The organism is Roseibium sp. RKSG952, from assembly GCF_009711355.1.
Genome location: NZ_SMMF01000961.1, coordinates 159,579 through 184,725, shown reverse-complemented (window position 1 = coordinate 184,725; position 25,147 = coordinate 159,579). Strand labels below are relative to the sequence as shown.

26 protein-coding genes and 1 pseudogene are annotated in these 25,147 nt (G+C 55.2%); 13 read left to right on the top strand and 14 right to left on the bottom strand.

Annotated features, from left to right (window positions below; genetic code table 11):
• Window positions 1–7: 7 nt before the first annotated feature.
• The 3 genes and pseudogenes from E1297_RS43510 to E1297_RS43505 form a co-directional block, all read left to right on the top strand.
• Window positions 8–739: pseudogene (locus tag E1297_RS43510) on the top strand (aldolase/citrate lyase family protein); the annotation flags it as partial.
• Complete coding sequence (locus tag E1297_RS50605) at window positions 719–1,063, top strand: DUF2218 domain-containing protein (RefSeq protein ID WP_368669851.1); 345 nt, start codon at window positions 719–721, stop codon at window positions 1,061–1,063. The pseudogene E1297_RS43510 and the gene E1297_RS50605, both read left to right, overlap by 21 nt.
• Before the next feature lie 30 nt (window positions 1,064–1,093).
• Window positions 1,094–1,837, top strand: a complete 744-nt coding sequence (locus E1297_RS43505) for a metallophosphoesterase family protein (protein ID WP_209016344.1) — start codon at window positions 1,094–1,096, stop codon at window positions 1,835–1,837.
• On the opposite strand, the gene E1297_RS43500 is transcribed toward E1297_RS43505, so the two are convergent.
• The 9 genes from E1297_RS43500 to E1297_RS43460 all read right to left on the bottom strand — a co-directional run bounded on the left by E1297_RS43500 (window position 1,834) and on the right by E1297_RS43460 (window position 10,360).
• On the bottom strand, window positions 1,834–2,889 hold the full coding sequence (locus E1297_RS43500; RefSeq protein ID WP_155149492.1) for a ferredoxin--NADP reductase: 1,056 nt from the start codon (window positions 2,887–2,889) through the stop codon (window positions 1,834–1,836). The genes E1297_RS43505 and E1297_RS43500 overlap by 4 nt on opposite strands.
• Window positions 2,886–3,113, bottom strand: a complete 228-nt coding sequence (locus E1297_RS43495) for a hypothetical protein (RefSeq protein ID WP_155149491.1) — start codon at window positions 3,111–3,113, stop codon at window positions 2,886–2,888. The genes E1297_RS43500 and E1297_RS43495 overlap by 4 nt, the downstream gene beginning before the upstream one ends.
• Window positions 3,114–3,194: 81 nt before the next feature.
• Entirely contained in the window at window positions 3,195–4,355 is a 1,161-nt protein-coding gene (locus E1297_RS43490; RefSeq protein WP_155149489.1) for an aromatic ring-hydroxylating dioxygenase subunit alpha, read from the bottom strand.
• A 52-nt stretch (window positions 4,356–4,407) separates the two neighbouring features.
• Window positions 4,408–4,998, bottom strand: coding sequence for a TetR/AcrR family transcriptional regulator (locus tag E1297_RS43485; RefSeq protein ID WP_155149487.1), 591 nt, complete (start codon window positions 4,996–4,998; stop codon window positions 4,408–4,410).
• A 396-nt stretch (window positions 4,999–5,394) separates the two neighbouring features.
• Entirely contained in the window at window positions 5,395–6,273 is an 879-nt protein-coding gene (gene rfbA / locus E1297_RS43480; protein WP_368669845.1) for a glucose-1-phosphate thymidylyltransferase RfbA, read from the bottom strand.
• Between the two features lie 40 nt (window positions 6,274–6,313).
• Complete coding sequence (rfbD, locus tag E1297_RS43475) at window positions 6,314–7,183, bottom strand: dTDP-4-dehydrorhamnose reductase (protein ID WP_155149483.1); 870 nt, start codon at window positions 7,181–7,183, stop codon at window positions 6,314–6,316.
• The gene (gene rfbB / locus E1297_RS43470; protein WP_155149481.1) at window positions 7,183–8,220 is read right to left on the bottom strand and encodes a dTDP-glucose 4,6-dehydratase; all 1,038 of its coding nucleotides are present in this window, start codon (window positions 8,218–8,220) and stop codon (window positions 7,183–7,185) included. Before rfbB ends, rfbD begins: the two co-directional genes overlap by 1 nt.
• Window positions 8,217–8,783, bottom strand: coding sequence for a dTDP-4-dehydrorhamnose 3,5-epimerase (gene rfbC / locus E1297_RS43465; RefSeq protein ID WP_368669844.1), 567 nt, complete (start codon window positions 8,781–8,783; stop codon window positions 8,217–8,219). Before rfbC ends, rfbB begins: the two co-directional genes overlap by 4 nt.
• A gap of 572 nt (window positions 8,784–9,355) precedes the next feature.
• Window positions 9,356–10,360, bottom strand: coding sequence for a LacI family DNA-binding transcriptional regulator (locus E1297_RS43460; protein ID WP_155149479.1), 1,005 nt, complete (start codon window positions 10,358–10,360; stop codon window positions 9,356–9,358).
• 238 nt (window positions 10,361–10,598) lie between these two features.
• Here E1297_RS43460 and E1297_RS43455 point away from each other — a divergent pair, with 238 nt between their 5' ends.
• The 7 genes from E1297_RS43455 to E1297_RS43425 all read left to right on the top strand — a co-directional run bounded on the left by E1297_RS43455 (window position 10,599) and on the right by E1297_RS43425 (window position 16,462).
• A complete protein-coding gene (locus E1297_RS43455; RefSeq protein WP_244328097.1) occupies window positions 10,599–11,903 on the top strand; it encodes an extracellular solute-binding protein in 1,305 nt (434 codons plus the stop codon).
• Window positions 11,904–11,974: 71 nt separating this feature from the next.
• The gene (locus E1297_RS43450) at window positions 11,975–12,856 is read left to right on the top strand and encodes an ABC transporter permease subunit (RefSeq protein ID WP_155149477.1); all 882 of its coding nucleotides are present in this window, start codon (window positions 11,975–11,977) and stop codon (window positions 12,854–12,856) included.
• A gap of 11 nt (window positions 12,857–12,867) precedes the next feature.
• Complete coding sequence (locus E1297_RS43445) at window positions 12,868–13,761, top strand: ABC transporter permease subunit (RefSeq protein ID WP_155149475.1); 894 nt, start codon at window positions 12,868–12,870, stop codon at window positions 13,759–13,761.
• An 11-nt stretch (window positions 13,762–13,772) separates the two neighbouring features.
• Window positions 13,773–14,819: an ABC transporter ATP-binding protein gene (locus E1297_RS43440; protein WP_155149473.1), complete on the top strand. Its 1,047-nt coding sequence runs from the start codon at window positions 13,773–13,775 to the stop codon at window positions 14,817–14,819.
• Window positions 14,816–15,844 (top strand): endonuclease/exonuclease/phosphatase family protein, encoded by a 1,029-nt coding sequence (locus tag E1297_RS43435; protein ID WP_155149471.1) that lies wholly within the window; start codon window positions 14,816–14,818, stop codon window positions 15,842–15,844. Before E1297_RS43440 ends, E1297_RS43435 begins: the two co-directional genes overlap by 4 nt.
• Before the next feature lie 74 nt (window positions 15,845–15,918).
• A complete protein-coding gene (locus E1297_RS43430) occupies window positions 15,919–16,179 on the top strand; it encodes a type II toxin-antitoxin system ParD family antitoxin (RefSeq protein WP_155149469.1) in 261 nt (86 codons plus the stop codon).
• Window positions 16,169–16,462, top strand: coding sequence for a hypothetical protein (locus E1297_RS43425; protein WP_155149467.1), 294 nt, complete (start codon window positions 16,169–16,171; stop codon window positions 16,460–16,462). The genes E1297_RS43430 and E1297_RS43425 overlap by 11 nt, the downstream gene beginning before the upstream one ends.
• A gap of 62 nt (window positions 16,463–16,524) precedes the next feature.
• Here the strand turns inward: E1297_RS43425 and E1297_RS43420 are convergent, their stop codons facing one another.
• The 5 genes from E1297_RS43420 to E1297_RS43400 all read right to left on the bottom strand — a co-directional run bounded on the left by E1297_RS43420 (window position 16,525) and on the right by E1297_RS43400 (window position 21,835).
• Entirely contained in the window at window positions 16,525–17,865 is a 1,341-nt protein-coding gene (locus E1297_RS43420) for an FAD-binding oxidoreductase (RefSeq protein ID WP_155149466.1), read from the bottom strand.
• A gap of 139 nt (window positions 17,866–18,004) precedes the next feature.
• Window positions 18,005–19,147 carry an N-acetylglucosamine-6-phosphate deacetylase gene (nagA, locus tag E1297_RS43415; protein WP_155149464.1) on the bottom strand — a complete coding sequence of 381 codons (1,143 nt, stop codon included), beginning with the start codon at window positions 19,145–19,147 and terminating at the stop codon, window positions 18,005–18,007.
• Window positions 19,144–20,175: an SIS domain-containing protein gene (locus E1297_RS43410; RefSeq protein ID WP_155149461.1), complete on the bottom strand. Its 1,032-nt coding sequence runs from the start codon at window positions 20,173–20,175 to the stop codon at window positions 19,144–19,146. Before E1297_RS43410 ends, nagA begins: the two co-directional genes overlap by 4 nt.
• A gap of 8 nt (window positions 20,176–20,183) precedes the next feature.
• The gene (locus E1297_RS43405; RefSeq protein ID WP_155149459.1) at window positions 20,184–20,948 is read right to left on the bottom strand and encodes a GntR family transcriptional regulator; all 765 of its coding nucleotides are present in this window, start codon (window positions 20,946–20,948) and stop codon (window positions 20,184–20,186) included.
• Window positions 20,948–21,835, bottom strand: coding sequence for a BadF/BadG/BcrA/BcrD ATPase family protein (locus tag E1297_RS43400; RefSeq protein ID WP_155149457.1), 888 nt, complete (start codon window positions 21,833–21,835; stop codon window positions 20,948–20,950). Before E1297_RS43400 ends, E1297_RS43405 begins: the two co-directional genes overlap by 1 nt.
• A gap of 157 nt (window positions 21,836–21,992) precedes the next feature.
• Between E1297_RS43400 and E1297_RS43395 the strand changes: the two genes are divergently transcribed.
• The 3 genes from E1297_RS43395 to E1297_RS43385 all read left to right on the top strand — a co-directional run bounded on the left by E1297_RS43395 (window position 21,993) and on the right by E1297_RS43385 (window position 25,147).
• On the top strand, window positions 21,993–22,886 hold the full coding sequence (locus E1297_RS43395; protein ID WP_244328096.1) for an N-acetylmuramic acid 6-phosphate etherase: 894 nt from the start codon (window positions 21,993–21,995) through the stop codon (window positions 22,884–22,886).
• A gap of 30 nt (window positions 22,887–22,916) precedes the next feature.
• A complete protein-coding gene (locus tag E1297_RS43390; RefSeq protein ID WP_155149455.1) occupies window positions 22,917–24,167 on the top strand; it encodes an ABC transporter substrate-binding protein in 1,251 nt (416 codons plus the stop codon).
• A gap of 65 nt (window positions 24,168–24,232) precedes the next feature.
• On the top strand, window positions 24,233–25,147 hold the full coding sequence (locus E1297_RS43385; RefSeq protein ID WP_155149453.1) for a carbohydrate ABC transporter permease: 915 nt from the start codon (window positions 24,233–24,235) through the stop codon (window positions 25,145–25,147).

The window sequence follows — 25,147 nt, the reverse complement described above, 5'->3', positions numbered from 1 at the left end:
GCCACACATGCCCGCGCCAAAGAATATGTTCAAAGCCGCTCTGAAAGCAGGTCAGCCTCAACTTGGATGCTGGATCGGGATGGCCAATGCCTATGCTGCTGAAATCGCATCGACCGCAGGGTTTGACTGGTTGTTGGTCGATGGAGAACACGCACCCAACGATCTACGCTCGATCCTTGACCAGGTGCGTGTGATCGAAGGTTCGGGCAATGCGCCAGTCGCTCGTCTGCCGGTCGGTGAAACCTGGATGATCAAACAGTATCTTGATGCGGGTGTTCAGAACATTCTGGTGCCGATGGTCGAAAGCGGCGAACAGGCCCGAGACCTGGTTCGGGCCGTACAATATCCGCCACATGGCGTACGGGGTGTCGGATCAGCACTTGCACGCGCATCACGCTTTGCTGCGATCCCTGACTATCTGAAAACGGCCGACGAACAGATCTGCCTGCTGGTCCAGGTTGAAAACCGTGCTGGTCTGGACGCATTGGACGATATTCTGGCGACCGAAGTTGACGGAGTTTTCATCGGCCCATCAGATCTCGCAGCAGACATGGGACATATCGGTGAGGCCGGTCATCCGGACGTAATAAAGGCTGTTAAGGACGCGATACGCCGGATCGTAGCATCAGGTAAAGCTGCAGGTATTCTGACACTTGATCCAGTGTTGCAGTGTGAATGTCTGGATCTGGGTGCAACATTTGTAGCCACCAGCATTGATGTGACCTTGTTTGCCAATGCAATACGCAAGTCGGCGGATGACGCGCTTGCCCTATTGCCGAACCAAACAGCGTCTGGTGTCGCCCAGACCGGTTCGGCCAGCAAATATCTGCAGCAATTGTGCAAGCACTGGTCCCATAAGGCCGAAGCGTCGTTTGATGCGCATCAGGGCAGCGTGTCGTTCGCCGATGGCTATCGGGTCTCAATGACTGCTGACGACATCCATCTGAATATTCAGGCTGAAACCGGCCATCGGGGTGACATCACAAAATGGAAAGACGTGATTGAGAGCCATCTGATACGATTTGCCTTCCGCGAAGACTTCAAAATCAAATGGGCTGATTAGCGCAAGTTTAGGCCAGAAAGGAACGATTGATTGGCACCCAATCCCGTTTACGCCATCGGAGATATCCATGGCCAGCTAGAGATGCTGCAGGAGGCATTGGTACGGATTGAACAGGACGGCGGAGCGGATGCCAGGATTGTCTTTCTGGGCGATTACACGGATCGCGGGCCACAAAGCCGTGAGGTAATAGACCTGTTGCTGCGCGGACAGGCAGACGGTCGCAACTGGATCTTCCTGCGCGGCAATCACGATCAGATGTGTTCCATGTTCATGGAAGAATATCCTCGCAACGATGCCCGTCTATTCGTCGGATACCACTGGCTTCACCCCCGGATCGGAGGAATCGAAACGCTGAAATCCTATGGGATGGACGTTGCTGAAGGCGACCGGATCTATCAGGTACATTCCCAGGCTAGAAACGCCGTACCTAAAGCGCATTTGGAATTTCTGGCAGGGCTGAAGTCCTTTCATCAGGAAGATGGGATTCTGTTTGTGCATGCCGGTATTCGACCCGGTATCGCACTGGATCAACAGGATCCCGACGATCTGATCTGGATCCGCGACGAGTTTCTGACCTACCGCGAGCCACACCCCCAAGTCGTCGTCCATGGTCATACCCATGTTGCCATGCCCGAACATCATGGCAACCGGATCAATCTGGATACGGGTGCTGGATACGGGCATGCGCTTACTGCCGCCGTGTTCGAAGGCACCCAATGTTGGATTCTGGATCAGGACGACCGAAAACCACTCACCCGCAAGCCCGAAACTTAGGGGTACTCGATTGTAAGCGCATCCGATTCAGCAACGCTTTGACAGGTCAGGATTTCTCCGCGCGCGATCTCTTCGTCATCCAAGGCCATCTGCGCACGCATATGGACCTTGCCCTTTTTCAACCTCGCCCTGCAACTTCCGCAAACGCCCGACTGACAGCTATAGTCTGGACGCAAACCCGCAGCGAGGGCTGCTTCGAGCACGGTTTGATCCGCAGCAACCTGAACCGTATGCTCCTGACGGTCCAAAGTAATCGAAGCTGTTGCCGCGATGCCTTTGACCGTTGTGTCAATGGCGCCTGCGCCACCAAAGCTTTCCAAGTGAATACGGTTGTCAGGCACGTCCATCGCCAGCAATGCAGCTCGAGTTGCCTTGTTCATTTCCCCTGGTCCACAGATCCAATATTGTACGTTCTGCGCGACTGGCGGTGTCTCATCGATCGCAGCCGCGATCGCCTCGGCATCTACCCGACCAGAGCGCCATGGTGAAAACCAGGTCCACATCGAAGGCGAGGACAGAATGTGCCGAACAGTGAAACGTTCAGGGTATTCTGCCGCCAGTGCATCAAGTTCTTCGTGAAAGATGATGCTCTTGTGGGATTTGTTGCCATAAATCAGATACGCAACCGAATAAGGTTCATCAGTCAGTACTGCATTGATCATCGCATATAGTGGGGTGATACCACTGCCTGCACCAAAGAAATAATGCGTGCGTCGTTTCAACGGTCCCGGTTCAAGAACAAACCGTCCATCCGGCCTCTGAGATTCAACGATATCGCCAACTGCCAGCCGATCAGCCACATAGTTTGAAACCACACCACCTTTGGTTCGTTTGACGGTAATACGCAGATTTTCACCCGGCGGGTTCGAGATCGTGTAACAGCGGCGATGCTCCTGCCCGTCGATCATGAACCGCAACGGCAGATGTTGCCCCGCCTGCCACTGAAACTGATCGTACGCCTCTTCCGGAACGGTCAGGATTACGCTTGTCGCGTCACCGCCAATTTCCTCACGAATGTCACTCACAGTCAGTTTGAAGAATGCGGCTGTCATGCAACGTATCCTGCACCTAACATCACCCAAAGGCCGCCCAGCACCGCGAGAATTGCGCCCCAGATCCAGTTGGGCGGTTCATATCCGGTAATCCACATGACCGCGTAGTCGACAGCAAACCAGGCGACAACCCACCCCGCCCACATGACAAGGCCGGCACCGCTCAGCATCAACCAGACAAAGCTGGCCAGAAAGATCAGGTTAGAAAGAAAAAACAGTATCATGGCTACCCCATCTAAAGTTCAAGACCGGCAACAAAGCGAGTTGAACAATCAGCCTGATAAACTCGCAGTATTTCAGTTACCTCAAGACGCCTCTTGCGCCTTCATGAAATCCAGAATTGCCTGTTGATGGTTCGTAATCGGACTTTCGCCAACGGCGGAAGGCCCGATTTCCAGATACGGGCTATACAGGGATTTCTGCTGCTGTTCACAGGCATAGATATCCTCGGCGGTGAAATCACCCGACGCCATCGGATCGTTTTCATCCATGGCGTCATCGCCTTCGTATTTGGGCCCACCAAAACCCTTCCAGAAGCCCCAGCTGTTCCATTGTTGCTTCTGGAATTCCCAGCCCGAGACGTTAGCCAGCTTGCTTCGGTTCTGGATTCGCGTCAGATCAGGTGCCAATGGCGTGATGATGAACAGATTCCAGCTTTCCTCACTCGCACCAATACCGATACCCGGGAACAACATGGGCACCCATGCGCCGGTGTGCGGTTTGGGGATGACACGCGGAAACGGCAGGTTGTTTTCCAGATCTTCCGCATAGTCTGGCGCCGGCGGTTCCCAGAAATGATAATGCGGACCTTTCCAGCCATACTCGGCCTTGGCGTGATCATACATATACAACGTATTCGAATGCAGATGGCTCAGGTGATAGACATCGATATAGTTCTCGACGACGATCTTCCAGTTCGCCCTGATCTCATACGAGCTGGCTGAATCCGGGTATTCGACCAATTCTTCCGGTTTGTGAGGTCCGAGATACGGGTCAACCGCGCCAAACCATTCTGCCAGAGATGGCGGATCTGGGTCCGGATGTACGAACAACATTCCCCGCCAGATATCGACACTCGCCGGTTTCAAACCAAAACACTTCTTGTCAACACCGTTCGGGAATTCTCTGGCCTCATCTGGCACCGAAATCAGGTTGCCTTCCAGGTCATATGTCCAGTCGTGATAGGGGCAGGTCAGAGCCTTTTGTGTTTTGCCCACCGCGCGGATCAACTGAGTGCCGCGATGGCGGCAAATGTTGTGAAACGCGCGCAAACGACGATCCCGCCCCATCACGATAAAGATATTGTTCAGACCCGCCTGCACCGAGATATAATGCCCGGGCTCAGGAACGTCCTCGGCCAGCCCGGCAAAGCGCCATGTCCGCGAGAATATCAGGCGTTGTTCTTCATCAAACCAATCCTGTGAGGTGTATGCCTCAACCGGCAGACGGTGGTACATTCGGGTCATTTAATGGCTCCTCAGCCAGGATCGATGACATGTGTTTTGATATGCCAAAGCTCTATTTTTTTGGTTCCAGACTGCTTGTCAGCAAGAGGGCCGCGCTTTTCAGCTCGTCGCGCCATGTCTCTGGTGGTTTCAGGGGTGACAGAGAGTCAAATGATACAAAAATCGAAGATACGCCCTGCGCCACAGCGCGAACGCGCTCGGCATCTGCATCGGGGCATGTTCGTTTCAATGTCTCTTCCAGCACTGCCAAAAACCGCACCATGGTCTCCAATAGTGGTTGAGCAAGGGACGGGTAATCCCCAACGGATGCAGTCAGAGATTGCCAAACGGTCATCAGTCGTGGATCGATAGCACCATCGCTGGCGAACAGGACTTCGACCAACTGATCGCTGGTTTCAATGTACTGCAATACCTGATCCAGCTCTCCCGTCAGTGCATTGAATGTCCCGACCACATGCTCATTAAGCGCCTCGATCATTTGATCTCGATTGCCCAGATAGTGACGCAGCAAAGGGCGCTTTACTCCCGCCTCTTCCGCAATTCTTTCTTGCGTGGCACCTTCAAGCCCAAAACGTGCAACACACGTCATATACGCGTTCAGAATTTCCTCGGAACGTTGTGTTTTCAAACTTGGTCGCGGCATCGAAATTCCATCATTTGTCAGAGTTAAACATAGTTGGTCACAGTAAATTGTCAATATTGACGATAATCAGTATTGTTTCAGAAGAACCTGAATTCAGGCACGTGTCCATGCCGCACAGCCGTCACCAAAGTTCAATAGGTCACCAAGTTCTCGGAAAACTAACACCCCATTGGCTACAAGAACCTGAGTTCTGCAGTCAGAACTGACCACGTCAGCAGAAGCAACAAATAAAGATACGATGTGACTGGATCCGTAGCTGCCTTCAGGAGGGGCAACCAGGACAGAACCCATCACGACAAACCAGATCTGCAGTCCTTGCGGATTATCAAAAAAGGCCCGCAAAAATTGCGGGCCTTATTGAGTACTTAGCAACCAAATCCGCCCCGACGGCACGGACTAGTTTGGCTCATTCAGATTAGCCAGATACCGGCCATATGCATTCTTCTTGAACATCTCAGCGCGTTTTGCGATGTCATCTGCGCTGATCCATCCCTGACTGAAGGCGATTTCCTCAAGACAGCCGGTCTGCAAACCCTGTCGCTGCTCAAGTGTGCGAACGAAATTGCTGGCATCCAGCAAACTGGCATGAGTGCCCGTATCGAGCCAGGCATAACCGCGCCCCATCCGCTTAACGGTCAGCTTACCAGCCTCCAGATACATCTCGAGCAAAGTGGTAATCTCAAGCTCGCCCCGCTCAGACGGCTTCACCTCACGCGCAAGCTTTGGCGCATCGCCATCCAGGAAATACAGTCCTGTCACCGCATAATTCGATGGGGGCACTTCCGGCTTTTCAATGATCTCCACGGCCGAGCCGTTCTCGTCAAAGCTGACGACACCATATCGCTCAGGGTCAGTCACGTGATAGCCAAACACCGTGCCGCCGTCTTGCTGACTGTCAGCCTCTGCCAGAATATCCGGCAATCCATGACCAAAAAAGACGTTGTCGCCCAGAACCAGAGCGGAGGGCGCACCATCCAGAAAATCCTCTGCCAGCAGATACGCCTGCGCCAGACCATCAGGCGATGGCTGTACGATATATGTCAGAGAAACGCCCCACTGACTGCCATCCCCCAGCGTCCGCTTGAACTGTTCCTGATCCTGAGGCGTGGTGATTAACGCAATCTCGCGAATGCCAGCCAGCATCAGCACCGAAATCGGATAATAGATCATGGGCTTGTCATAGAGCGGCAAAAGCTGCTTTGAGATGCCCATTGTGATCGGATACAGCCGTGTTCCGGAACCACCGGCCAGAATAATACCTTTGCGATCTGTCACGTTTCGCTCCTTGAGGCTAATCGGATTTTTGAGAAGGCGCTCATGAAATCTCACCCTTCTGCCGCAGTTGTCCAACAATGGTCTGTGTTGCATCGCGCCAATCCGGACGTGGCACGCCAAACACGGCCTCAGTCGTACTGCAGTCCATGCGCGAATTCATCGGGCGGGTGGCAGGCGTCGGATAATCCGCCGTCGGAATCCCGGTGACATCAACGGTGCGACCGGCAATGCTGAAAATCTCGCTGGCGAAATCTTTCCAGCTGACATCGGGCGCGCCAGAGAAATGGTAGATCCCGCTCTTGCCGGAATCTTCACATAGCTGCTCGGCAATCGCCAGGCAGGCCTGGGCAATGGCGCGGGCTGGCGTTGGTCCACCGATCTGGTCATCCACAATCGACAACGCATCGCGCGTCTCTGAAAGCCGCAACATGGTTTTGAGGAAATTGTTGCCATGTCCCGAGAACACCCAGGACGTACGCAAAATGGCATATGTAGCGCCCGAAGCGGCGATACCTTTCTCCCCTGCCAATTTGGACCGGCCATACGCATTTTGCGGGTTCACCGGATCGATCGGAGACCACGGGGTCTCACCCTGCCCGTCAAAGACATAATCGGTAGAAATATGTACCAGCGGACAACCAAGCGCGGCGGCTGCACGCGCCATGGCGACAGGTGCCTCGCCATTGATGACATGAGCGAGTGCGTCTTCTTCTTCGGCCTTGTCCACGGCAGTATAGGCAGCCGCGTTTATCACTGCGCGCGGCGTGTGTTGGCGGATTGCCGCTTCACAAGCCTCGGGATCTGACAGATCGACAGCAGATCTGGGCAGGAATACCGCGTCGGGCGCCAACGAAGTCAGTTCATGCGCAACCTGTCCGGTTTTGCCGAATACGAGGAGTGGAGCAGCCATCAGCCGTGCCCCAACCTTGTGCCAACGCCTTCGCGATCCAGGAGCGGACGCCACCAGTCCTCGTTTGCCAGATACCAATCGATGGTACGCTCAAGACCTTCCTCGACAGTAACCGACGGGCGCCAGCCCAGCTCGGTGCGAATACGATCGGGATCAATCGCATAACGGGCATCGTGACCCGGGCGATCGGTGACAAAGGTGATCAGCTTCTCATAAGGTTCCGAACCCGGGCGCTTTTGATCCAGCAACCGACAGATCGTTTCTATCAGCTCGATGTTGGATCGTTCGTTTTCACCACCGATATTGTAGCTGCGACCAAGCTTGCCTTTTTCCAGAACGCACAACAGCGCGTCTGCGTGGTCTTCGACGTAAAGCCAGTCACGAACGTTCAATCCCTGACCGTAAACCGGTATCTCTTTGCCGGAAATGGCATTGAGGATCACTTTCGGCACCAGCTTTTCGGGGAAATGGTAAGGACCGTAGTTGTTGGAGCAGTTGGTCAGAACCACTGGCAGACCGTAAGTCTCATGCCAGGCGCGAACCAGATGATCGGATGATGCTTTTGATGCCGAATACGGGCTGCGCGGATCATACGGGGTTTCTTCGGTGAACATTCCATCTTCACCAAGCGAGCCATAGACCTCATCCGTCGAGATATGATGGAAGCGGAAATCGTCTGGGCGCCCCTGCCCCACCCAATAGCTGCGCGCAGCCTCGAGCATGTTATAGGTGCCGGTCACATTGGTTTCGATGAAATCGCCCGGACCATCAATAGAACGGTCAACATGACTTTCAGCGGCAAGGTGCATCACTGCATCTGGGCTATGCTTTGCAAAAACCCGATCCAAATCAGCCCGGTTTCTGATGTCGGCCTGTTCAAAATGATAAAGCGGGCTGTCCGCTACTGGCGCTACATTCTCGAGGCGCCCCGCATAAGTCAGCGCATCAAGATTGATAACCTCATGGCCCCTGCTGATGGCCAAACGCACAACAGCTGAACCGATGAACCCTGCGCCGCCGGTGATCAGTAGCTTCATGTTCGTTCCTCGTATTCAAATGGGCTGTCAAAGTCTTTCAGCAAAGTCGCATCCTTGTCCTTTTGAGACAGAACAGCATCAGCCGTCAGACCCCAGTCGATCCCGATATCAGGATCGTCAAAACGAACGGACCCGTCACATTCCGGCGCATAATAATCTGTGCATTTATAGACGATTTCGGTATCAGGTTCGCGCGTGACAAAGCCGTGCAGGAAACCTTCGGGTATCAGCAACTGCCTGCCGTTTTCACTGCTGAGTTCAACCCCGATCCACTTGCCATAGGTCGGGCTCCCCTTACGGACATCGACAGCAACATCGAACAACCGGCCACGACCGCAGCGGACCAGTTTGGCCTGTGCATGTGGAGGTGACTGAAAGTGCAGCCCCCGCACAGTATTCACGGTCGCTGAAAGTGAATGGTTATCCTGCACAAAATCGATGTCGATTCCTTCAGCGAGCAGCGTTTTGCGGTTCCAGCTTTCTGAGAAAAAGCCGCGCTCATCGCCAAAACGGGCGGGTTCTAACAACAGAACTCCGGGCAACTCGGTTTGTGTAACTTTCACAGGACCCTCCACTTCGGGTGCAGTACATTAAATTTTCTCGTAAAAACCCTCTTATACCTGCAAGAAAGAAGGCTTCGACTATCGTTCTTTATCCGGATGATTGACGCCTGTTACAACGTCCATGATGCGCGCCCAGCTGTATCACTTTGATATCACTTTTAGTCAATCTCCACTCTGGCCGCGAGTCTGTGGGTGACCTCGGCAGTGGCTATACCTCCGGCATCCAAGACGCAAAGTTGGTCGGCTGTTACAACACATGTTAGAAGATGCGCAACCGTGATTGTCAAATGGTCCCATCGAGTGATTGCGGCGAAACAACACCTGCATAACGTCGAAGAAAAGCAAGTTCCCACACCAGCATCCGCGAGAAAATGCCCTTTGTCAGCAAAGACATGGGCACAGTGCAGCGAACCTACCGGCAGAGATGGCACCTCTGGCGTATTGAAGTGAGATGCGACACCCATTGCCATCTGAGACAAGCTGAAGTCTGCCGATTGCAGATTGGCACAGATCAACTCTTAGCTGTACTGTCGCCTCGTTCCAAGCTGACATGCTGCGCAGCGGAGCAGTGCTTAGTGGGTCTTCCGAAGTACGATTTCCGGATCAACAAACACAGTCTGCGATGCTCTGCCCGGATTGGTCAGGCGGTGCTCAAGCAAGGCAATGGTTTCATCGACTGATGCGTTAATGGGATTGCGAACTGTGGTCAGGCACATTTGCGGCCAGCTTGCCATCGACACATCGTCAAATCCGACCACTGAAATATCGCCGGGAATATCAAGCCCGTTGTCTTGTGTTGCGGACAACGCCCCAAAAGCCGTCGCATCATTGGCGCAAATCAATGCGTCAATACCAGGCGCCCTCTTTAGAATTTCCGATGCCGATTGGTAACCACCTTCAACGGTGTAGTCTCCCTGTACTTCAGCCTCCAGTTCCAGACCAGCTTCTTCCAGAGCACTCACAGCTCCATTCCGCCGCTCACCCGAAGAATAAAAGTCCTGAGGACCTGCGATGAACCCAAAACGCCGACGCCCCTTTTCCAGCAACATCCGTGTCATCATCATCGTGCCATCGGCATTCCGGCAACAAACGTTATCGACACCGGGCGCGTCAATCGGGCGGCCTGACGATATCATCGGAATACCCAGCTTGGTGCATTGCCCAACCATCTCGGCAGACATGCTGCCGCCTCTGACAATCAGGGCGTCCAGCGGATACCGCAATACATCTTCGATCGCAGATCTGGAGTTATTGTCGCTGCCATCAATGAGAATGGGCCAGCGCTTCATTCCGTTGAGCTTTCCCACGAGCCGGCTGACAAAAGCAGTGTCATAAGCGCTGCGCATATTGCCCACACATATGGCAACCAGTCGCGACCGACCGCCCTGCAACCCGGCAGCCAATGCATTGGGCTGATATCCAAGCTCTGCCGCAACAGCGTGTATCCGCTTTCGTTTCTGCGCATCGACATAAGCGCCTGGCGTAAAGGCACGAGAAACCGCGGATCGCGATACGCCAACCATGTCGGCCACTGTTTGTGCCGTCACGCGACGGTGTTTTGGACTGTCTTCGCTCATATACAACGTCTCATCGAGGCACGGTGAATTTGTCAAGATTCTCAAACAAAAGCTTCACAAGACTGTCACGCTAACCGGCTATGTGAACGCGTGTGCACATCTGGTGCGCGTTCGACCAGAGATGCGGCTGCCGCATTTCTGCAAACACTGCTGCAACGGGGTCTTTTCCCTTATATTCTGAGGATGTTCTGCATCCTCACCGACGCCCTGTATTGGGCGCGAAAACCGGAGTACCGAGATGCTTAACATGAAGTTCAGCACCACCGCCGCCGCCTTTGCCTTGATGGCAGGCACCGCCTTCGCCGAAACCGAAATCACCTGGTGGCATGCAATGGGCGGCCAGTTGGGAGAGACCGTCAACAAGATCGCCGAGGATTTCAACGCCTCGCAGGACGAATACAAGATCACCCCCGTATACAAAGGCAGCTATGAAGAGACGCTGACTGCTGGCATCGCCGCCTTCCGCGCGGGCGAGCAGCCCAACATCATGCAGGTGTTTGACGCCGGTGCCGCCACCGTAATCGGTGCCAAAGGTGCAACCATTCCTGTTCAGGACCTGCTGGCCAGCAACGGCGTTGAGTTCGACATCAACGACTATATCGCCGGCGTTCGCTACTTCTATGCCGACAGCGACGGCAAGATGATCGGCATGCCGTTCAACTCGTCGACGCCCATTATGTACTATAATGTCGACGCACTCGAAAAAGCAGGCGTCACCCCACCAAAGACGTGGGAAGAGTTCCAATCCACCACGGCACCTGCCCTGAAAGATGCAGGCTACATTGCACTCAGCCAGTCACACCTGCCGTGGATCTTCACCGAAAACTTCATGTCGCGCCACGACCTGCCGTTTGCGACGAACAACAACGGCTATGACGGCAACGACACCCAGATCCTGGTGAACAACGACGCGATCAAAGCGCACTTCACTGCCGTAACCGAATGGAAAGAAAACGGTCTGTTCGAATGGTATGGCACCGGCTGGGGTGACAACGCCAAGCCGTTCGAAGAAGGCAAAGTTGCCATGTGGCTGGGTTCGTCCGGTTCCTTTGGCGGACTGCTGCAGAAAGACCTGCCGTTTGAGTTCAGCGCGACCGAGCTGCCCTATTGGGAAGCTGTCACAACCGAGCCAACCCAGACCTTCATTGGTGGTGCTGCCCTGTTCGCCATGTCGGGCAAGTCGGATGAAGAAAACAAAGCAGCCGCCGAATTCTTCCGTTTCCTGACCTCGCCTGAGACTCAGTATTTCTGGCATCAGGAAACCGGTTACGTTCCGATCACCGAAGCCGCATACGAAGCGGCCAAGAAAGACGGCCACTACGACCGCTTCCCAGCCGCCGAAGTAGGCGTAAACCAGCTGCAGGCCAAAGCCGGTGACAACACCAAGGGTTACCGCATGGGCTTCTATGTCCAGATCCGGGACATCATGAACCGCGAATATGGTCGTATCCTGACCGGTGAAACTGATGTGGAAACCGCGTTCAAGACCATCGAAGCCGAAGCCAACGAACTGCTGGCCCGCTTCTCCAAGACCCAGAGCTAAACACTGGATCACCCCCAGGATGGTCACGCTGTCACGGCGTGGCCATCTCTCTTTTTCGCAATGGACCACTCATGAAACGCGCGGGCTTCGAAAATATCTGGCTTCCTGTGGCGCTGCTGCTGCCTCAGTTGATGATCATCGCCATCTTCTTTTATTGGCCCGCTGGCTGGGCACTGCAATCCTCTTTCTTTCTCCAGGACCCGTTCGGGTTCGGATCGACCTTTGTCGGCGCCGAAAACTACACCTCCCTCTTGGGCAACGATCAGTACAAACGCGTCGCTGGGTTTACGATCATCTACTCGGTACTGGTCACGTTCTTCTCGCTGGCCATCGCCCTGTTGCTGGCGGTCAAAGCCGACAAGGTAATCCGGGGGGCCAAAACCTATCGCACGCTGCTGATGTGGGTTTATGCGATTGCGCCACCTGTCGCAGGGTTTCTGGGCATCTTGTTCTTTGACCAAAGCACCGGCCCCATGACCAAGTTCTTTCAGATGTTCGGCTGGGATTTCAAACTGGGCGTGGACTACAATGCCACTGCAACGGCAATGATCATCGTCGCCGTCTGGAAGCAAATCCCGGTCAACTTCATCTTCTTCCTGTCTGGCCTGCAATCCATTCCGCGCTCTGTGCGAGAGGCAGCCATGATCGACAACCGTTCGGCCACCGGGCGTTTCTGGGAAGTGACCTTCCCTCTGCTGGCCCCAACAGCGTTCTTCCTGTTGATCATCAACATCACCTACGCGCTGTTCGACACGTTCGGCATCATCGACTCGCTGATGAAGGGCGAACCGGGCAATAACCCGATGACGCTGGTCTACAAGGTTTATCTGGACGGGTTCCGAGGCAATGACCTTGGCGGATCATCGGCACAATCCGTAGTTCTGATGGTTCTTGTTCTGATCCTGACTGTCTTTCAGTTCCGGCTGGTTGAACGCCGGATTCACTACACTTGAGAGGGCTGACAATGGCTGACACCACCCTTGAAACACCTGTCACTGTTCATCGCCCGCGCCGGATCAAATGGGAGGCGATTGGGGATCATACCGTTCTGATCCTTGGCGCTTTGTTGATGATGCTACCGCCCCTTCTGGCCCTGACCACGGCCAGCCACGATGCGGTCACCATTCACCGAGAGGGCCTGCAACTGACATTGGGTGACGAACTGGGCAAGAACTTCAACGCCGCCATGTTCGAAAAGGGCGGCTTTACCCAGACGGTCGATGGCACACTTATGCTGATGAACTCGTTCATTCTGGGCATCGGCTTTGCGGTAGGCAAAATCGTGATTTCGATGATGGCCGCCTATGCCATCGTCTATTTCCGCCTCCGCTTTGCTACGCTGGCCTTCTGGGTGATCTTCACCACTTTGCTGCTGCCGCTTGAGGTGCGCATCCTGCCCTCTTACGAAGCGATCCAGAAACTTGGTCTATCGAACACATACACCGGCCTGATCGTCCCATTGATCGCGTCGGCAACCGGTACGTTCTTTTTCAGGCAGTTCTTCATGTCCGTGCCCGAGGAACTGGCCGAGGCCGCCCGGATCGACGGCGCGGGGCCGTGGAAGTTCTTTATCGACATCCTCGTGCCCCTCAGCCGAACCATGATCGCGGCAATCTTCATCATCATGTTCGTCTTTGGCTGGAACCAGTATCTGTGGCCGACGCTGATCACCACGGATGAAAGCTTCTTCACGCTGGTCCGCGGCATCAAACAGATCGTGCTGTCCTACACCGACAGTCAGATCCCCGAACACGGGCAGGCTTTGGCACTGGCCATCGTCGCGATGATCCCGCCGGTGGCGATCGTCGTTTTCTTCCAAAACTGGTTCGTCAAGGGCCTCACAGAATCCGATAAATAAGGAATACGCGCATGGCTCAAGTTTCTTTAGAGGGCATCCGCAAGGTCTACCCAAACGGCTTTCAGGCGGTTGAGACCACCAACTTCACTATTCACGATGGCGAGTTCGTCGTTCTGGTCGGCCCGTCGGGCTGCGGCAAGTCCACCCTGCTACGCATGATCGCTGGCTTGGAAGATATTACCGAAGGGACGCTGAAAATCGGCGACAGGGTGGTCAATGACGTGGACCCAGCGGACCGGGACATTGCGATGGTGTTCCAGAACTACGCTTTGTATCCGCATATGACAGTCCGCAAAAACATCGGTTACGGGCTGAAAAACCGCGGAACATCGGCAAGTGAGATCGACACCAAGGTACAGGACGCGGCAAAGATGCTGAACCTGACCGAGTATCTGGACCGCAAACCGGCGCAATTGTCGGGTGGTCAGCGTCAGCGCGTCGCCATGGGTCGGGCGGTGGTCCGCGATCCGTCACTGTTCCTGTTCGATGAACCTTTGTCCAACCTTGACGCCAAGCTGCGCAACCAGATGCGGATCGAGATCAAGGCTCTGCAACGCCGCCTTGGAACCACGGCCGTCTACGTCACCCACGATCAGGTCGAAGCGATGACTATGGCCGACCGCATCATCGTTCTGAACGCTGGGCGGATCGAGCAAATCGGCACGCCATCCGAGATTTATCACAACCCGGCCTCGACCTTTGTTGCCTCGTTCATGGGTGCGCCACCCATGAACCTGATCGACGCGCAAGTGGAACAGGGACAGGTAAAAATCAACGGGTACGAAGGGCTGATGCCAGCCTCGGCCTCCAACACAGGTCCGGTTACACTGGGCATTCGCCCCGAGGACGTGGTGCTTGACGAGCAAGGTACAGTTCCTTTCCGGGTCGACATCCTTGAGGAGCTCGGAGCCCACCGGCTGTTGCATGGTGATTTGGGTGGTCAGTCCTTCACCGTCCTCATAGGCAAGGACCATGCGGCTGAAATCGGTGAGACCCGGGTTCGTCTGAAACCCGACGCCCTGCGTCTGTTTGATGTTGAATCGGGAAAAGTTCTTTGATCACAACCACAGTAAGCGCGCTACTCGCGATCAAACCGGAACAGCGCGAACGGATTTTGACAGCACCTCGAACGGCCGAGGCCCATCGTGCACTGCTGTCCGATCTGCCTGCCATGAATGCTTTGCAAACGGGGGGCGAGGCATCATCCAAGAAACTGCCCGGCAATTTCACTGTGACGGCCTGGAATGTCGAACGTTGCCTGTTCCCGGAAGAAACAGCCGATCACCTCAGCAATATCGCCCCGGATGTGGTCCTGCTCTCCGAGGTCGATCACGGCATGGCAAGAACAGGTCAACGGCACACGACCGAAGCCATGGCTTCCGCTTTGGATATGGCCTACGCCTTTGGCGTCGAATTCCACGAACTGGATTTGGGCGGACCGACAGAACGTGCATTCTGTTCCGACAATTTTAACGCTCTTGGATGGCACGGCAATGCGATCCTGTCCTCTGCGCCTTTCGAGCGCACAGCGTTGATCCGCCTCGATGATCATGGACACTGGTTTGCTGCAGATGCAGGCGCTGCCGACCCCGATCAACCCCGGGTCGGGGGTCGCATGGCTATCGCAGCCGTCATTCCGACAGCCAATGGACCCGTGTGTTTCGTTTCCACCCATCTGGAAAGCAATGCTGCAGCTGCGCACCGCCATGAACAGTTTCTGGCCCTGTTGAATGCTCTCGACCAGTTTGCACCAGATATGCCGATCCTGGTTGGCGGCGATCTGAATACCGGCAATCACCTGCCGCCCGATTTTGACTGGCGGCATGAGACATTGTTCGAACTGGCTGAAGAGCGCGGTTACAATTGGGGTTTTACCGCCGATGGGCCGACAACCCGGCCCAGTCTGATCAGCCCGCACCCGGACCGGGTCATGAAGCTCGACTGGATCGCAGGCCGTGATCTGACTTGTGTGGATAAGGGCGCTCTGTCTTCGCTCGACCAGAACGGAAAACCTCTGTCAGACCATGATTGCGTCTGGAGCAAGGTCACGGTTGCGGATCACCAAGCGCCTAATAAATCCTGACAGAACAAAGATCTGAAAGATCAGATCACAGGCAGGGCTTGGCGTCGATATGATTTAATACTATTATATGAGATATGAAAAACGTCAGTATCTCACTTACGGATCACCACGCTGCAGAAATTGATGCGTGCATTGCCACGGGCGACTATGCGTCTGTTTCTGAGGTTGTGCGCACCGCTTTGCGCGAATTCCTGTCGCGTGGGATGGTCCCGGATGCCCGCCAGATCGATCATGACATCGCCGAATATCTGGAAAGTCAGAGGAATGGTGAAAGACTGTTGAGCGCAGATGCAGCGAAACGGGATATTCTGGGCGCTCTGACCAGTGACACCTAACAAACTTGTTTTCACAGCAAGGGCCAGCACCGATATCAAACGCCGCGCGCGTTATCTGATGAGTGAGCGTGGTCGGGCATTTGCCACAGCCTGGGTAGATGCACTTTTCGACTGGCTTGAAAAAATTGCCGAAGGGGGCGCGCTCATTGGAACCGCGCATCCGGTGCAATCGCAAATTCGGACTTTCGGCTACAAGCGCCAGGCGACAATTCTTGCTGAATTTGCCCAAGGCGAAATGCGGATTATCCGCATCTACTTCCCCGGGCAGGATTGGTCTCGGTAGGTGAAACCATCACATCCGGTTTCCAAACCGTCGTCAGATTTCTGGACCAATTGGAGCAGCAATCACTCCTTTCCCGACCGCCACTCTTTCCAAATCAGATAGCTGTTTGCCCCAAGCGATCCGAACGGCTCCGGCGGCAATCGGGGCGGCATCGGCTGAGCAAGGAAATGACCCGCGATCTGTGATCCCCCCTGCAATATCAGTTCAGAAACTCCCATCCCTTGCAGAGTGCCGCGGGCAATGCCCAACCCGTTCTGACAGCACGCGGAAAACACACCTGAATCCAGCTCTCCGAAAGCCGCTGATCCATTTCGGCTCAGACACAGCATTCCGGCCCAGCGGTGCTCCATCCTGACATCCGCGAGCTGAGGAAACCTCTCGCTGAACTTGCGATCATGGACCCAGCCAGCATTGCGCAAACGCATATTGGTCGTTTCCTGCGTCGGATGAAAACTCGAACAGCTACGGATCAGAATTCGGTCACCATAGCTGCCAGAAACACGGCGCACTGATGTTCCCATCGGATCTGCGGGCGTGGCGGCCCAGCGTGGCTGACCACCCAACCTGCTGATTTGCTCAGGCGTCAGCGATTGGGTCAGCGAGGCATAAAGGCAGATGTGCATCAAACGGCGTTGATAGAAACCGAAACTCTCCAAATGACCATTGTTGGTCAGAATAATTCGACCTGTTGAAACACGGGCATTTGGCGTTTCGACCAACCAGCCCGCACCTTCCTTTTGAAAACCTGTAACCGGAGAGTTTTCAAACAACTCAACCTTCTGCGCCAACTGCACTGACAAGGCCCTGATGTAGGCGGCAGGCTGAATCATCACGGTACCGGGCGCAAACAGCCCTGATCGATAGTGCGTGCTGCCTGTGATCTCCTGCATCTCACGACGGTCATAAAGCGTATGCGGCTCACCCAGCCGGTCAAGATAGGCTGCAAATTCGCGGTTGTGCCTGTCCCCTGCCCGCGTCGCTGCAGCATTGATCTTTCCGCAGGAATCAAACATCTCATCCGTCAACGCGCATTCTTCAGCAACCTGCGTCGCAAAAGCGATGGCTTGCCGATTCAATGCGATGGTGTGTTTATCATCCTCAAACGTTTCTCCCGCGTAGTTATCCGAACTCAGATCATGAGGCAGATCAATCATGAACCCCGAGTTCCGCCCGGCTGATCCTTCAGCAAACCGACCAGCCTCGAGAACAACAACCCTCAGCGTTGGATCAAGCTGGTGCAGACGCCGGGCAGCGGTAAGGCCAGCAAACCCACCACCTACAATCGTGATATCGGCAGAGATGTTATGCTCAAGCTTCGGGAAAAACGTCTGTGTTGACAGAATGGCATTCCACCCTGAGGCACCAATCTGCCGAGGCAAACGTTTCGCACTGTACTGAGTCAAAGGTCCGCCTTTTCCGATTTACGCAACCCGAAGATCACTACCTTTATACTCGGCAGCGTCATAGCTGAAACCACACGGCGAGCTCTTGCACCGCCAACTCGACCAACCCTAGGGTGTTGTCAGATTAGCTCACCAATTGTTATCCGCTCTGCCACACACCCTGCAGAGTCCGGTCAATACCAATATGCAGAATGTTTGCTGCAGCACCCGGAGAGAGACGACCCAAATGCGGCTGCCGCACCAAATCTGCAGGGATACGACTGGCCATTTCAACAGCTGTCTCAAATGAGACATCGGTCAGTTGGGCAACGTTCTTCACCGCATCCAACAACTCGAGATGCGCCCCGGCCAACGTACCATCAGCCAAGGTCAGCCGGTTTTCGCTGCGCAATATTTCCCTGCCATTGAGCTTGAAGCTGGCGATGTCTGAACCCGCCGTCGCCATGGCGTCACTGACCAGAAACACGCGACCCGGTCCATTCTTTGCGTGGATAGCATTGCACATTGAGGCCGGGTGAACATGAATCGTGTCAGCGATCAGACCAGCGGACAATTCACCCAAAGCAAGTGCCGCACCAACAGTGCCCGGCTCACGATTGCCCATCTGGCTTTGCGCGTTGAACAGATGCGTCACGCAACGCGCGCCAGCTTCAGCTGCGGCACGACAATCCTCATAACTCGCATCAGTGTGGCCCAATGACACCACGATCCCAGCCTCTGACAAGGTTCTGATCTGCTCACCGGAGACACTCTCGGGTGCCACAGTCACCTTCAGAACCGGCAGCTTCTGTGCAGCTGCAAGCAGTCGTTCTAGATCCGTTTGCTCCATTGGCCGGATCAGATTGGCTTCATGTGCCCCTTTTCGTGATCTGGAAAGATGCGGACCTTCGAGGTGGAGGCCAATGATACCTGGCACCCCGTTTTCAACGGCCTCTATGGCAGCCGCAATTGCCTGTTCCGTAATCTCGGGCGTATCGGTGATTAGTGTCGGCAGAATCGAAGTGGCACCGATCCGCGCATGCGCCTCAGCCATACGGCGCAGCGTCTCAACATCCGGCGCATTGTTGAACATCAATCCACCGCCGCCGTTGACCTGAAGGTCAACGAAACCCGGGATCAGCACACCTCCGTCGAGCTCGATAACTTCGACACCAGCCCCAAGATCAGCTTTCGGCACAATGGACTCGATGCGGCCAGCGTCATGCAGCAAAGCATGATCCCGTACGATACCTTCAGGCGTCAGTATGTCTGCACCGATTACGGCACTCGGCTGCTGGCTCATACGGTTTCAGTCACCTTGTTCAAATGGCGCGGGGTATCTGGATCAATACCTCGGGATGCTGCAAACGCCTCTACCATGGAATAGAATGACACGATAAGGCTCAGCGGGTCGGCAAGCGCATGATCCGTCCGCACATGATCCACCCTGAGCGCCCGTTTCACCTTGTCAGTTGTGGCAAACACCCGCGCACCCTTGGCGCTGATCGCATCCGCCACTTCGGCCAGAGCATTTTCAGCGGCATCTGCTGCCGCAAAGCTCAGAACAGGAAACCCCTCCTGAACGATGGAAACCGGTCCGTGCAGCACCTCGGCAGAAGAATAGCTTTCTGCATGCAACTGACAGGTTTCCTTAAACTTCAAAGCCGCCTCATGTGACACGGCCAGGGCCTGCCCGCGCCCCAGAGTAAACAACGATGGATGCGCTCCGATTGCCTCTCTGACTTCGGGCCAGTCAATCCTGGCTGCCGCTTCCAACTGCTTTGGCAGTGCCCGAATGGCCGCGAGCAGCTTGTCGTCCCTGCTCCACTCTGCCAGCAACCACAGGCCGGCAACAGCAGATGTCACAAAGGTCTTGGTTGCAGCAACGCTCAACTCAGGTCCTGCGTGAATATCAATCGGGTGCGCACTGGCCTCTGCCAATGGAGAGGTTGCATCATTTGTCAGCGCGACAGTTAACGCCCCATCGCGTCCCGCATTACGTGCCATGGCCAAGATATCGGGGCTTTTTCCGGATTGTGAGACTGACAGGCATAAGCCTTGCTGCAACTTCAGAACGGAATCATAGATCGATGCAATGGATGGCCCGACTGACGCGACCGGAACCCCCAGCACAATCTCGGAAGCGTATTTAAGATAGGTACACACGTGATCAGACGATCCTCGCGCAACCGTCACAATGAAGGTTGGATCAAGCTCTCGCGCAACATTGGCGACGGCCGCGATATCGCTCTGACCCTGAACCAACAGCCGCTCAACGGCCTGTGGTATCTCATCGATTTCCCGACGCATTCGGGTGGTCTGTTGCTGCATGCTGTTTCCTAGCTATTGGCCAAGCGCAGTTCCGCCACAAAGTCATAGGCATCGCCGCGATATATGGATCGGGTAAACTCAACGACCCGGCGGTTCGACAGGTATGAGGTGCGTACAATGCGCAATCCAGCCGCTCCCGGTTCAACACCCAACAGGGCGGCGTCGTTGTCTTCAAGATTGATGGCTGAAATCCTCTGCAATGCGCGAACCGGACGATTTCCATCGCGTTCCAGAACTTCATAAAGCGAGGATTCAACCAATTGAGGTTTTGGCAAAATATCGATCGGTAGTGAGGCGCGCTCGATCGCCATCGGTCGGTCGTTGGCGCGGCGCAGGCGGGAGATCCGCGCAACCGCTTCGCCCGAAGACAAGGCAAGCGCCATCACCTCTTCAGGAGAAGGTGTATGCACACCCCGCTCCAGCCATTCGCTGGAGGAATCCAGCCCGCGCCGGGTCATGTCTTCGGTAAACGACGTCAGCCGGGACAGGGATTGCTCAACCTTCGGCGTGCCGTCAGCAACAAAGCTCCCGGAACCCTGACGCTGAATGATAATGCCCCTGTCCACCAGATCCTGCATCGCACGGCGAACCGTAACGCGCGACAGGCCGGTCAGATTGGCGATTTCCCGTTCTGCAGGCAAAGGCGCACTCTCGCCCAGCAGACCCGTTTCGATACTCTCCTCGATCCGCTTGCGCAGGCGCACATATCGTGGACCGGTGGCGTCTTGCATCCAGTCGTCGGATTTGAGGAAGTTCTCGATGGTATCTGCCATCACTCTGCCTCCACTTTCGCTCGCTCGGCCAACTGACCCGCCAGCAACAGGGCCCCATCGACTGCGGTCCCTTTGGGTTTTATTAAGGCCTCGCGCATTTCTGACGGCAGATAATCTGCATAATGTGGCGCCACGCCACCTACTGCGCAGATGGGTTCGTCTTTGGCGCATCCGAGTGCGCGCAACCCAGCCACCAGATAATCCGCACCGCTTTGCATGATCTCCACTGCGACCTGATCTGCATCCTTCGCCGCTGAAATGATCAAGGGGGCGAACTCGGCAAATTCAGCGGGTCGCGCAACCCCTGAGAACCTGACGATTTCCGCCGGATCATCGCTGAACCTTTTGCTGATGTCTCGGGTCAGTGGGCTGTGCGGCGCAATTGCGTCCATGGCCAGCAAGACGCGCCGAACAAGTTGCAGACCCAACCAGTTTCCCGATGCCTCGTCTCCGATCAACGGTCCATAGCCACCGATGAATCTGATCTCGCCATTATATTGACGCGCCAAAAATGAACCGGTCCCAACGCCAAGCAATGACCCATTCATTGTCCCCAGCGCACCCACGACTGCTGATCTGCGGTCATCTTCAACCTCGACAATCCGCGATGGCAGCCGGTCCGCAACTTCTGACGCGACTTTCGCATCAGTGACGCCGGCCAGCCCCGCATAAACCGGAATGTCCGACAGCGCGGAATGCGGAAGCCCAGCCCGCCCGGCCAATGCACCCAGACCATCCACCAACGTCTGCACGGCTGCATCACGATCCGAGAAAACATTGGCGCTACCAAGCATTACCTCAATCCGCCCCGCAGGCGAAGTCATGGCAAAACGGCAGCGCGTGCCGCCGCCATCAATTGCAATGAGATATGGGAAGGACTCATCCATATAGATACCTTTACAATACCTATTGTATGAAAAAAAGACCTTTGCCACATTTATCTTGCTATTTTGGTGATTTTTCTTGGTAATTACGTTATTTTCAAGCAAGAGGTAGACAAAAGGTATTATATAGGTATTAATTACTCCACCAAAGGGGAATCACATGTCGCCGCAAATGCTGCCGCAAACCGAAATGCTGCGAGACGAAGCTGAAGGGCTGGACCTGCGTCCAGACCCGGACATTCTCGTACGCCTACTCGACGCGCAGAAGGCTGCCCTAAACGGTCTGGACAACTGCATTGAAGATCTATCCTCGGGTGCAGCGATCCTTGCGGAAACAATCAGAAACAACGGTCGCATCTATTATGTCGCTGCGGGTTCTTCGGGCCTGATGGGGCTGGCGGATGGCGCCGAGCTGCCGGGTACATATGGGCTGTCCCCTGAATCGATCGCCATCTGCATGGCTGGCGGAGTGCCGACCAGCGCAGAAATGCCCGGTCATACCGAAGACGATGCGGAAACAGCCAAGGTCGCAACAGCCAAGATCAAACCAGGGGACTCTGTCATCGCCATTTCTGCAAGTGGCTCCACCCCCTATCCCGTGGGCTTCGTTCAGCATGCCCGTGCAGCGGGCGCCCGGATCATCTGCATTGCCAACAACAAAGATGCCCTGCTGTTCGAACATGCCGACTGCGCCATCTTTTTGGATACACCGCCAGAAATGATTGCAGGGTCAACCCGGATGGGTGCTGCTACGGCGCAGAAGGTGGCGTTGAACATGATGTCTACCCTGATGGGTATTCGACTGGGGCATGTCCATGACGGCATGATGGTCAATGTCATCGCAGACAATCGCAAACTGCGTCAGCGCGCTGAAGGTATTGTTCAGAACATTACCGGAGCCTCGGATCGCGCTGCAAGCGAGGCGCTGGATCAGGCCTCGGGCAACCTGAAACAAGCCGTTCTGCTGGCCGCAGGGGCAACAGATCTGACGCAAGCAAAGCAATTGCTTGATAGCGCAGGCGGACATCTGCGCCCGGCGCTTGCACAAATTTAAACCAGAACAAAACATTAGGGAGAGAAGACCATGAAAAGAACATCACTAAGCGCAATTCTGCTTGCGTCCTCAGCTCTGGCTGGTGCCGCGCAGGCAGAAACGGTTCTGACAATCGAAAGCTGGCGCAATGACGACCTTGCCCTTTGGCAGGAAAAGATCATTCCCGCTTTTGAGGCACAAAACCCTGACATCAAGATCAAATTCACACCTTCCGCCCCGGCTGAGTACAACGCCGCGCTGAATGCCAAACTGGATGCCGGTTCCGCCGGTGACCTGATTACCTGCCGCCCGTTTGATACTTCGCTGGGTCTGTATGAGGCTGGGCATCTGGCGGATTTGTCTGATCTGAGCGGAATGGCCAATTTCTCGGATGTAGCAAAATCTGCCTGGCAGACTGATGACGGCTCGGCCTCGTTCTGCGTGCCCATGGCATCCGTGATCCACGGCTTCATCTACAACAAGGACGCCTTCGAAGAGCTTGGCCTGTCCGTGCCGGAAACCGAAGAAGAATTCTTTGCTGTCCTCGAAAAGATCAAGGAAGACGGCAACTACATTCCAATGGCCATGGGTACGAATGACCAGTGGGAAGCCGCCACCATGGGCTACAACAATATCGGCCCGAACTACTGGAAAGGCGAAGAAGGTCGTCTGGGACTGATCGATGGATCGCAGAAACTGACGGACGAGCAGTGGGTTGCCCCTTATCGCCAACTGGCAAAATGGGGCGATTATCTGGGTGACGGGTACGAGGCGCAGACCTATCCCGACAGCCAGAACCTGTTCACGCTTGGGCGCGCCGCCATCTACCCGGCAGGCAGCTGGGAAATCAGCGGCTTTAACAATCTGGCCGATTTCGAAATGGGTGCGTTCAAACCACCAGTTCCTGCAGCAGGTGATGATTGCTACATCTCCGATCACACTGATATCGCGATTGGCCTGAATGCCGCATCTCCGAATGCCGAAGCGGCCCGGACTTTCCTGGATTGGGTCGGCTCGGAAGAGTTCGCAACGATCTATGCGAATGCTCTGCCCGGTTTCTTCTCGCTGTCCAGCTTTGATGTCCCCATGGAAGATCCACTGGCGCAGGAGTTCGTCAGCTGGCGCGGAGATTGTGGGTCGACCATCCGCTCGACCTATCAGATCCTGTCGCGCGGAACACCAAACCTTGAGAACGAAACCTGGAACGCCTCGGCTCAGGTGATCAAGGGCGAGGAATCTCCTGAAGACGCCGGCAAGCGACTGCAGGATGGCCTGGCCACCTGGTACGCCCCGCATCAGTAAACCACTCACGACACCAATGGCTCCGGCTGTGAGGCCGGAGCCACCCTGAACACTCGAGGCATGACATGGGCAATAGCCGGATCAAATGGCACATCGTGGTTTTTCTGGCACCCGCTGTGCTGGTTTACTCGGCCGTCATGGTCTTTCCACTGTTCAATACGCTGCGGTTGGCGCTTTACACCGAAGTTGACCAGACCCGCGTGTTTGTTGGCCTCGATAACTTCCGTACCCTGTTTGGCGACCCACTATGGTCTGAATCCTTCTGGAACGCATTGGGCAACAACTTCTGGTTCTTCTTCATCCATATGCTGGTGCAAAATCCCATCGGGATTGCATTGGCCGCGATGCTCAGCCATCCACGATTGCGCTTTGCCGCATTCTACCGTTCGGCCATCTTCATCCCGACAATCCTGTCCTTTGTGATCGTCGGATTTGCTTGGAAGCTGATCCTGTCCCCGATCTGGGGCATCGCGCCGGATATGCTGGCTGCGGTTGGCCTCAAATCCCTCTATGCCCCCTGGCTGGGGAAAGAGGAGTACGCTCTGACAACACTCGCGCTGGTCTCGGTCTGGCAATTCATCGGGATACCAATGATGCTGATCTATGCCGCGCTACTGTCGATCCCCGAAGAAATTCTTGAGGCCGCCGAGGTCGAGGGCATCACCGGAATGGCCGCCTTCTGGAAAATCAAACTCCCGCTGATCCTGCCATCAATCGGCATCATCTCGATCCTGACCTTTGTCGGTAACTTCAACGCATTCGACCTGATCTATGCTGCACAGGGCGCGCTTGCAGGGCCGGATTTCTCAACCGATATTCTGGGCACTTTCATGTACCGCACCTTCTTCGGCTTCCAGTTGCAACTGGGTGATCCGCATATGGGATCGGCAATTGCTACGGGCATGTTTGCGATCATCCTGACCGGGGTCTGCATCTACCTGTTCCTAATCCAGACCCGTATCCGCCGGTATCAGTTCTGA

Excerpts from the sequence above, each read along its gene's own strand:
- E1297_RS43500 (WP_155149492.1), bottom strand. The coding sequence starts at position 2,889 with ATGACAGCCGCATTCTTCAAACTGACTGTGAGTGACATTCGTGAGGAA.
- E1297_RS43495 (WP_155149491.1), bottom strand. The coding sequence starts at position 3,113 with ATGATACTGTTTTTTCTTTCTAACCTGATCTTTCTGGCCAGCTTTGTC.
- E1297_RS43490 (WP_155149489.1), bottom strand. The coding sequence starts at position 4,355 with ATGACCCGAATGTACCACCGTCTGCCGGTTGAGGCATACACCTCACAG.
- E1297_RS43485 (WP_155149487.1), bottom strand. The coding sequence starts at position 4,998 with ATGCCGCGACCAAGTTTGAAAACACAACGTTCCGAGGAAATTCTGAAC.
- rfbD (WP_155149483.1), bottom strand. The coding sequence starts at position 7,183 with ATGGCTGCTCCACTCCTCGTATTCGGCAAAACCGGACAGGTTGCGCAT.
- rfbB (WP_155149481.1), bottom strand. The coding sequence starts at position 8,220 with ATGAAGCTACTGATCACCGGCGGCGCAGGGTTCATCGGTTCAGCTGTT.
- E1297_RS43460 (WP_155149479.1), bottom strand. The coding sequence starts at position 10,360 with ATGAGCGAAGACAGTCCAAAACACCGTCGCGTGACGGCACAAACAGTG.
- E1297_RS43455 (WP_244328097.1), top strand. The coding sequence starts at position 10,599 with ATGCTTAACATGAAGTTCAGCACCACCGCCGCCGCCTTTGCCTTGATG.
- E1297_RS43450 (WP_155149477.1), top strand. The coding sequence starts at position 11,975 with ATGAAACGCGCGGGCTTCGAAAATATCTGGCTTCCTGTGGCGCTGCTG.
- E1297_RS43445 (WP_155149475.1), top strand. The coding sequence starts at position 12,868 with ATGGCTGACACCACCCTTGAAACACCTGTCACTGTTCATCGCCCGCGC.
- E1297_RS43440 (WP_155149473.1), top strand. The coding sequence starts at position 13,773 with ATGGCTCAAGTTTCTTTAGAGGGCATCCGCAAGGTCTACCCAAACGGC.
- E1297_RS43430 (WP_155149469.1), top strand. The coding sequence starts at position 15,919 with ATGAAAAACGTCAGTATCTCACTTACGGATCACCACGCTGCAGAAATT.
- nagA (WP_155149464.1), bottom strand. The coding sequence starts at position 19,147 with ATGAGCCAGCAGCCGAGTGCCGTAATCGGTGCAGACATACTGACGCCT.
- E1297_RS43410 (WP_155149461.1), bottom strand. The coding sequence starts at position 20,175 with ATGCAGCAACAGACCACCCGAATGCGTCGGGAAATCGATGAGATACCA.
- E1297_RS43405 (WP_155149459.1), bottom strand. The coding sequence starts at position 20,948 with ATGGCAGATACCATCGAGAACTTCCTCAAATCCGACGACTGGATGCAA.
- E1297_RS43400 (WP_155149457.1), bottom strand. The coding sequence starts at position 21,835 with ATGGATGAGTCCTTCCCATATCTCATTGCAATTGATGGCGGCGGCACG.
- E1297_RS43395 (WP_244328096.1), top strand. The coding sequence starts at position 21,993 with ATGTCGCCGCAAATGCTGCCGCAAACCGAAATGCTGCGAGACGAAGCT.
- E1297_RS43390 (WP_155149455.1), top strand. The coding sequence starts at position 22,917 with ATGAAAAGAACATCACTAAGCGCAATTCTGCTTGCGTCCTCAGCTCTG.
- E1297_RS43385 (WP_155149453.1), top strand. The coding sequence starts at position 24,233 with ATGGGCAATAGCCGGATCAAATGGCACATCGTGGTTTTTCTGGCACCC.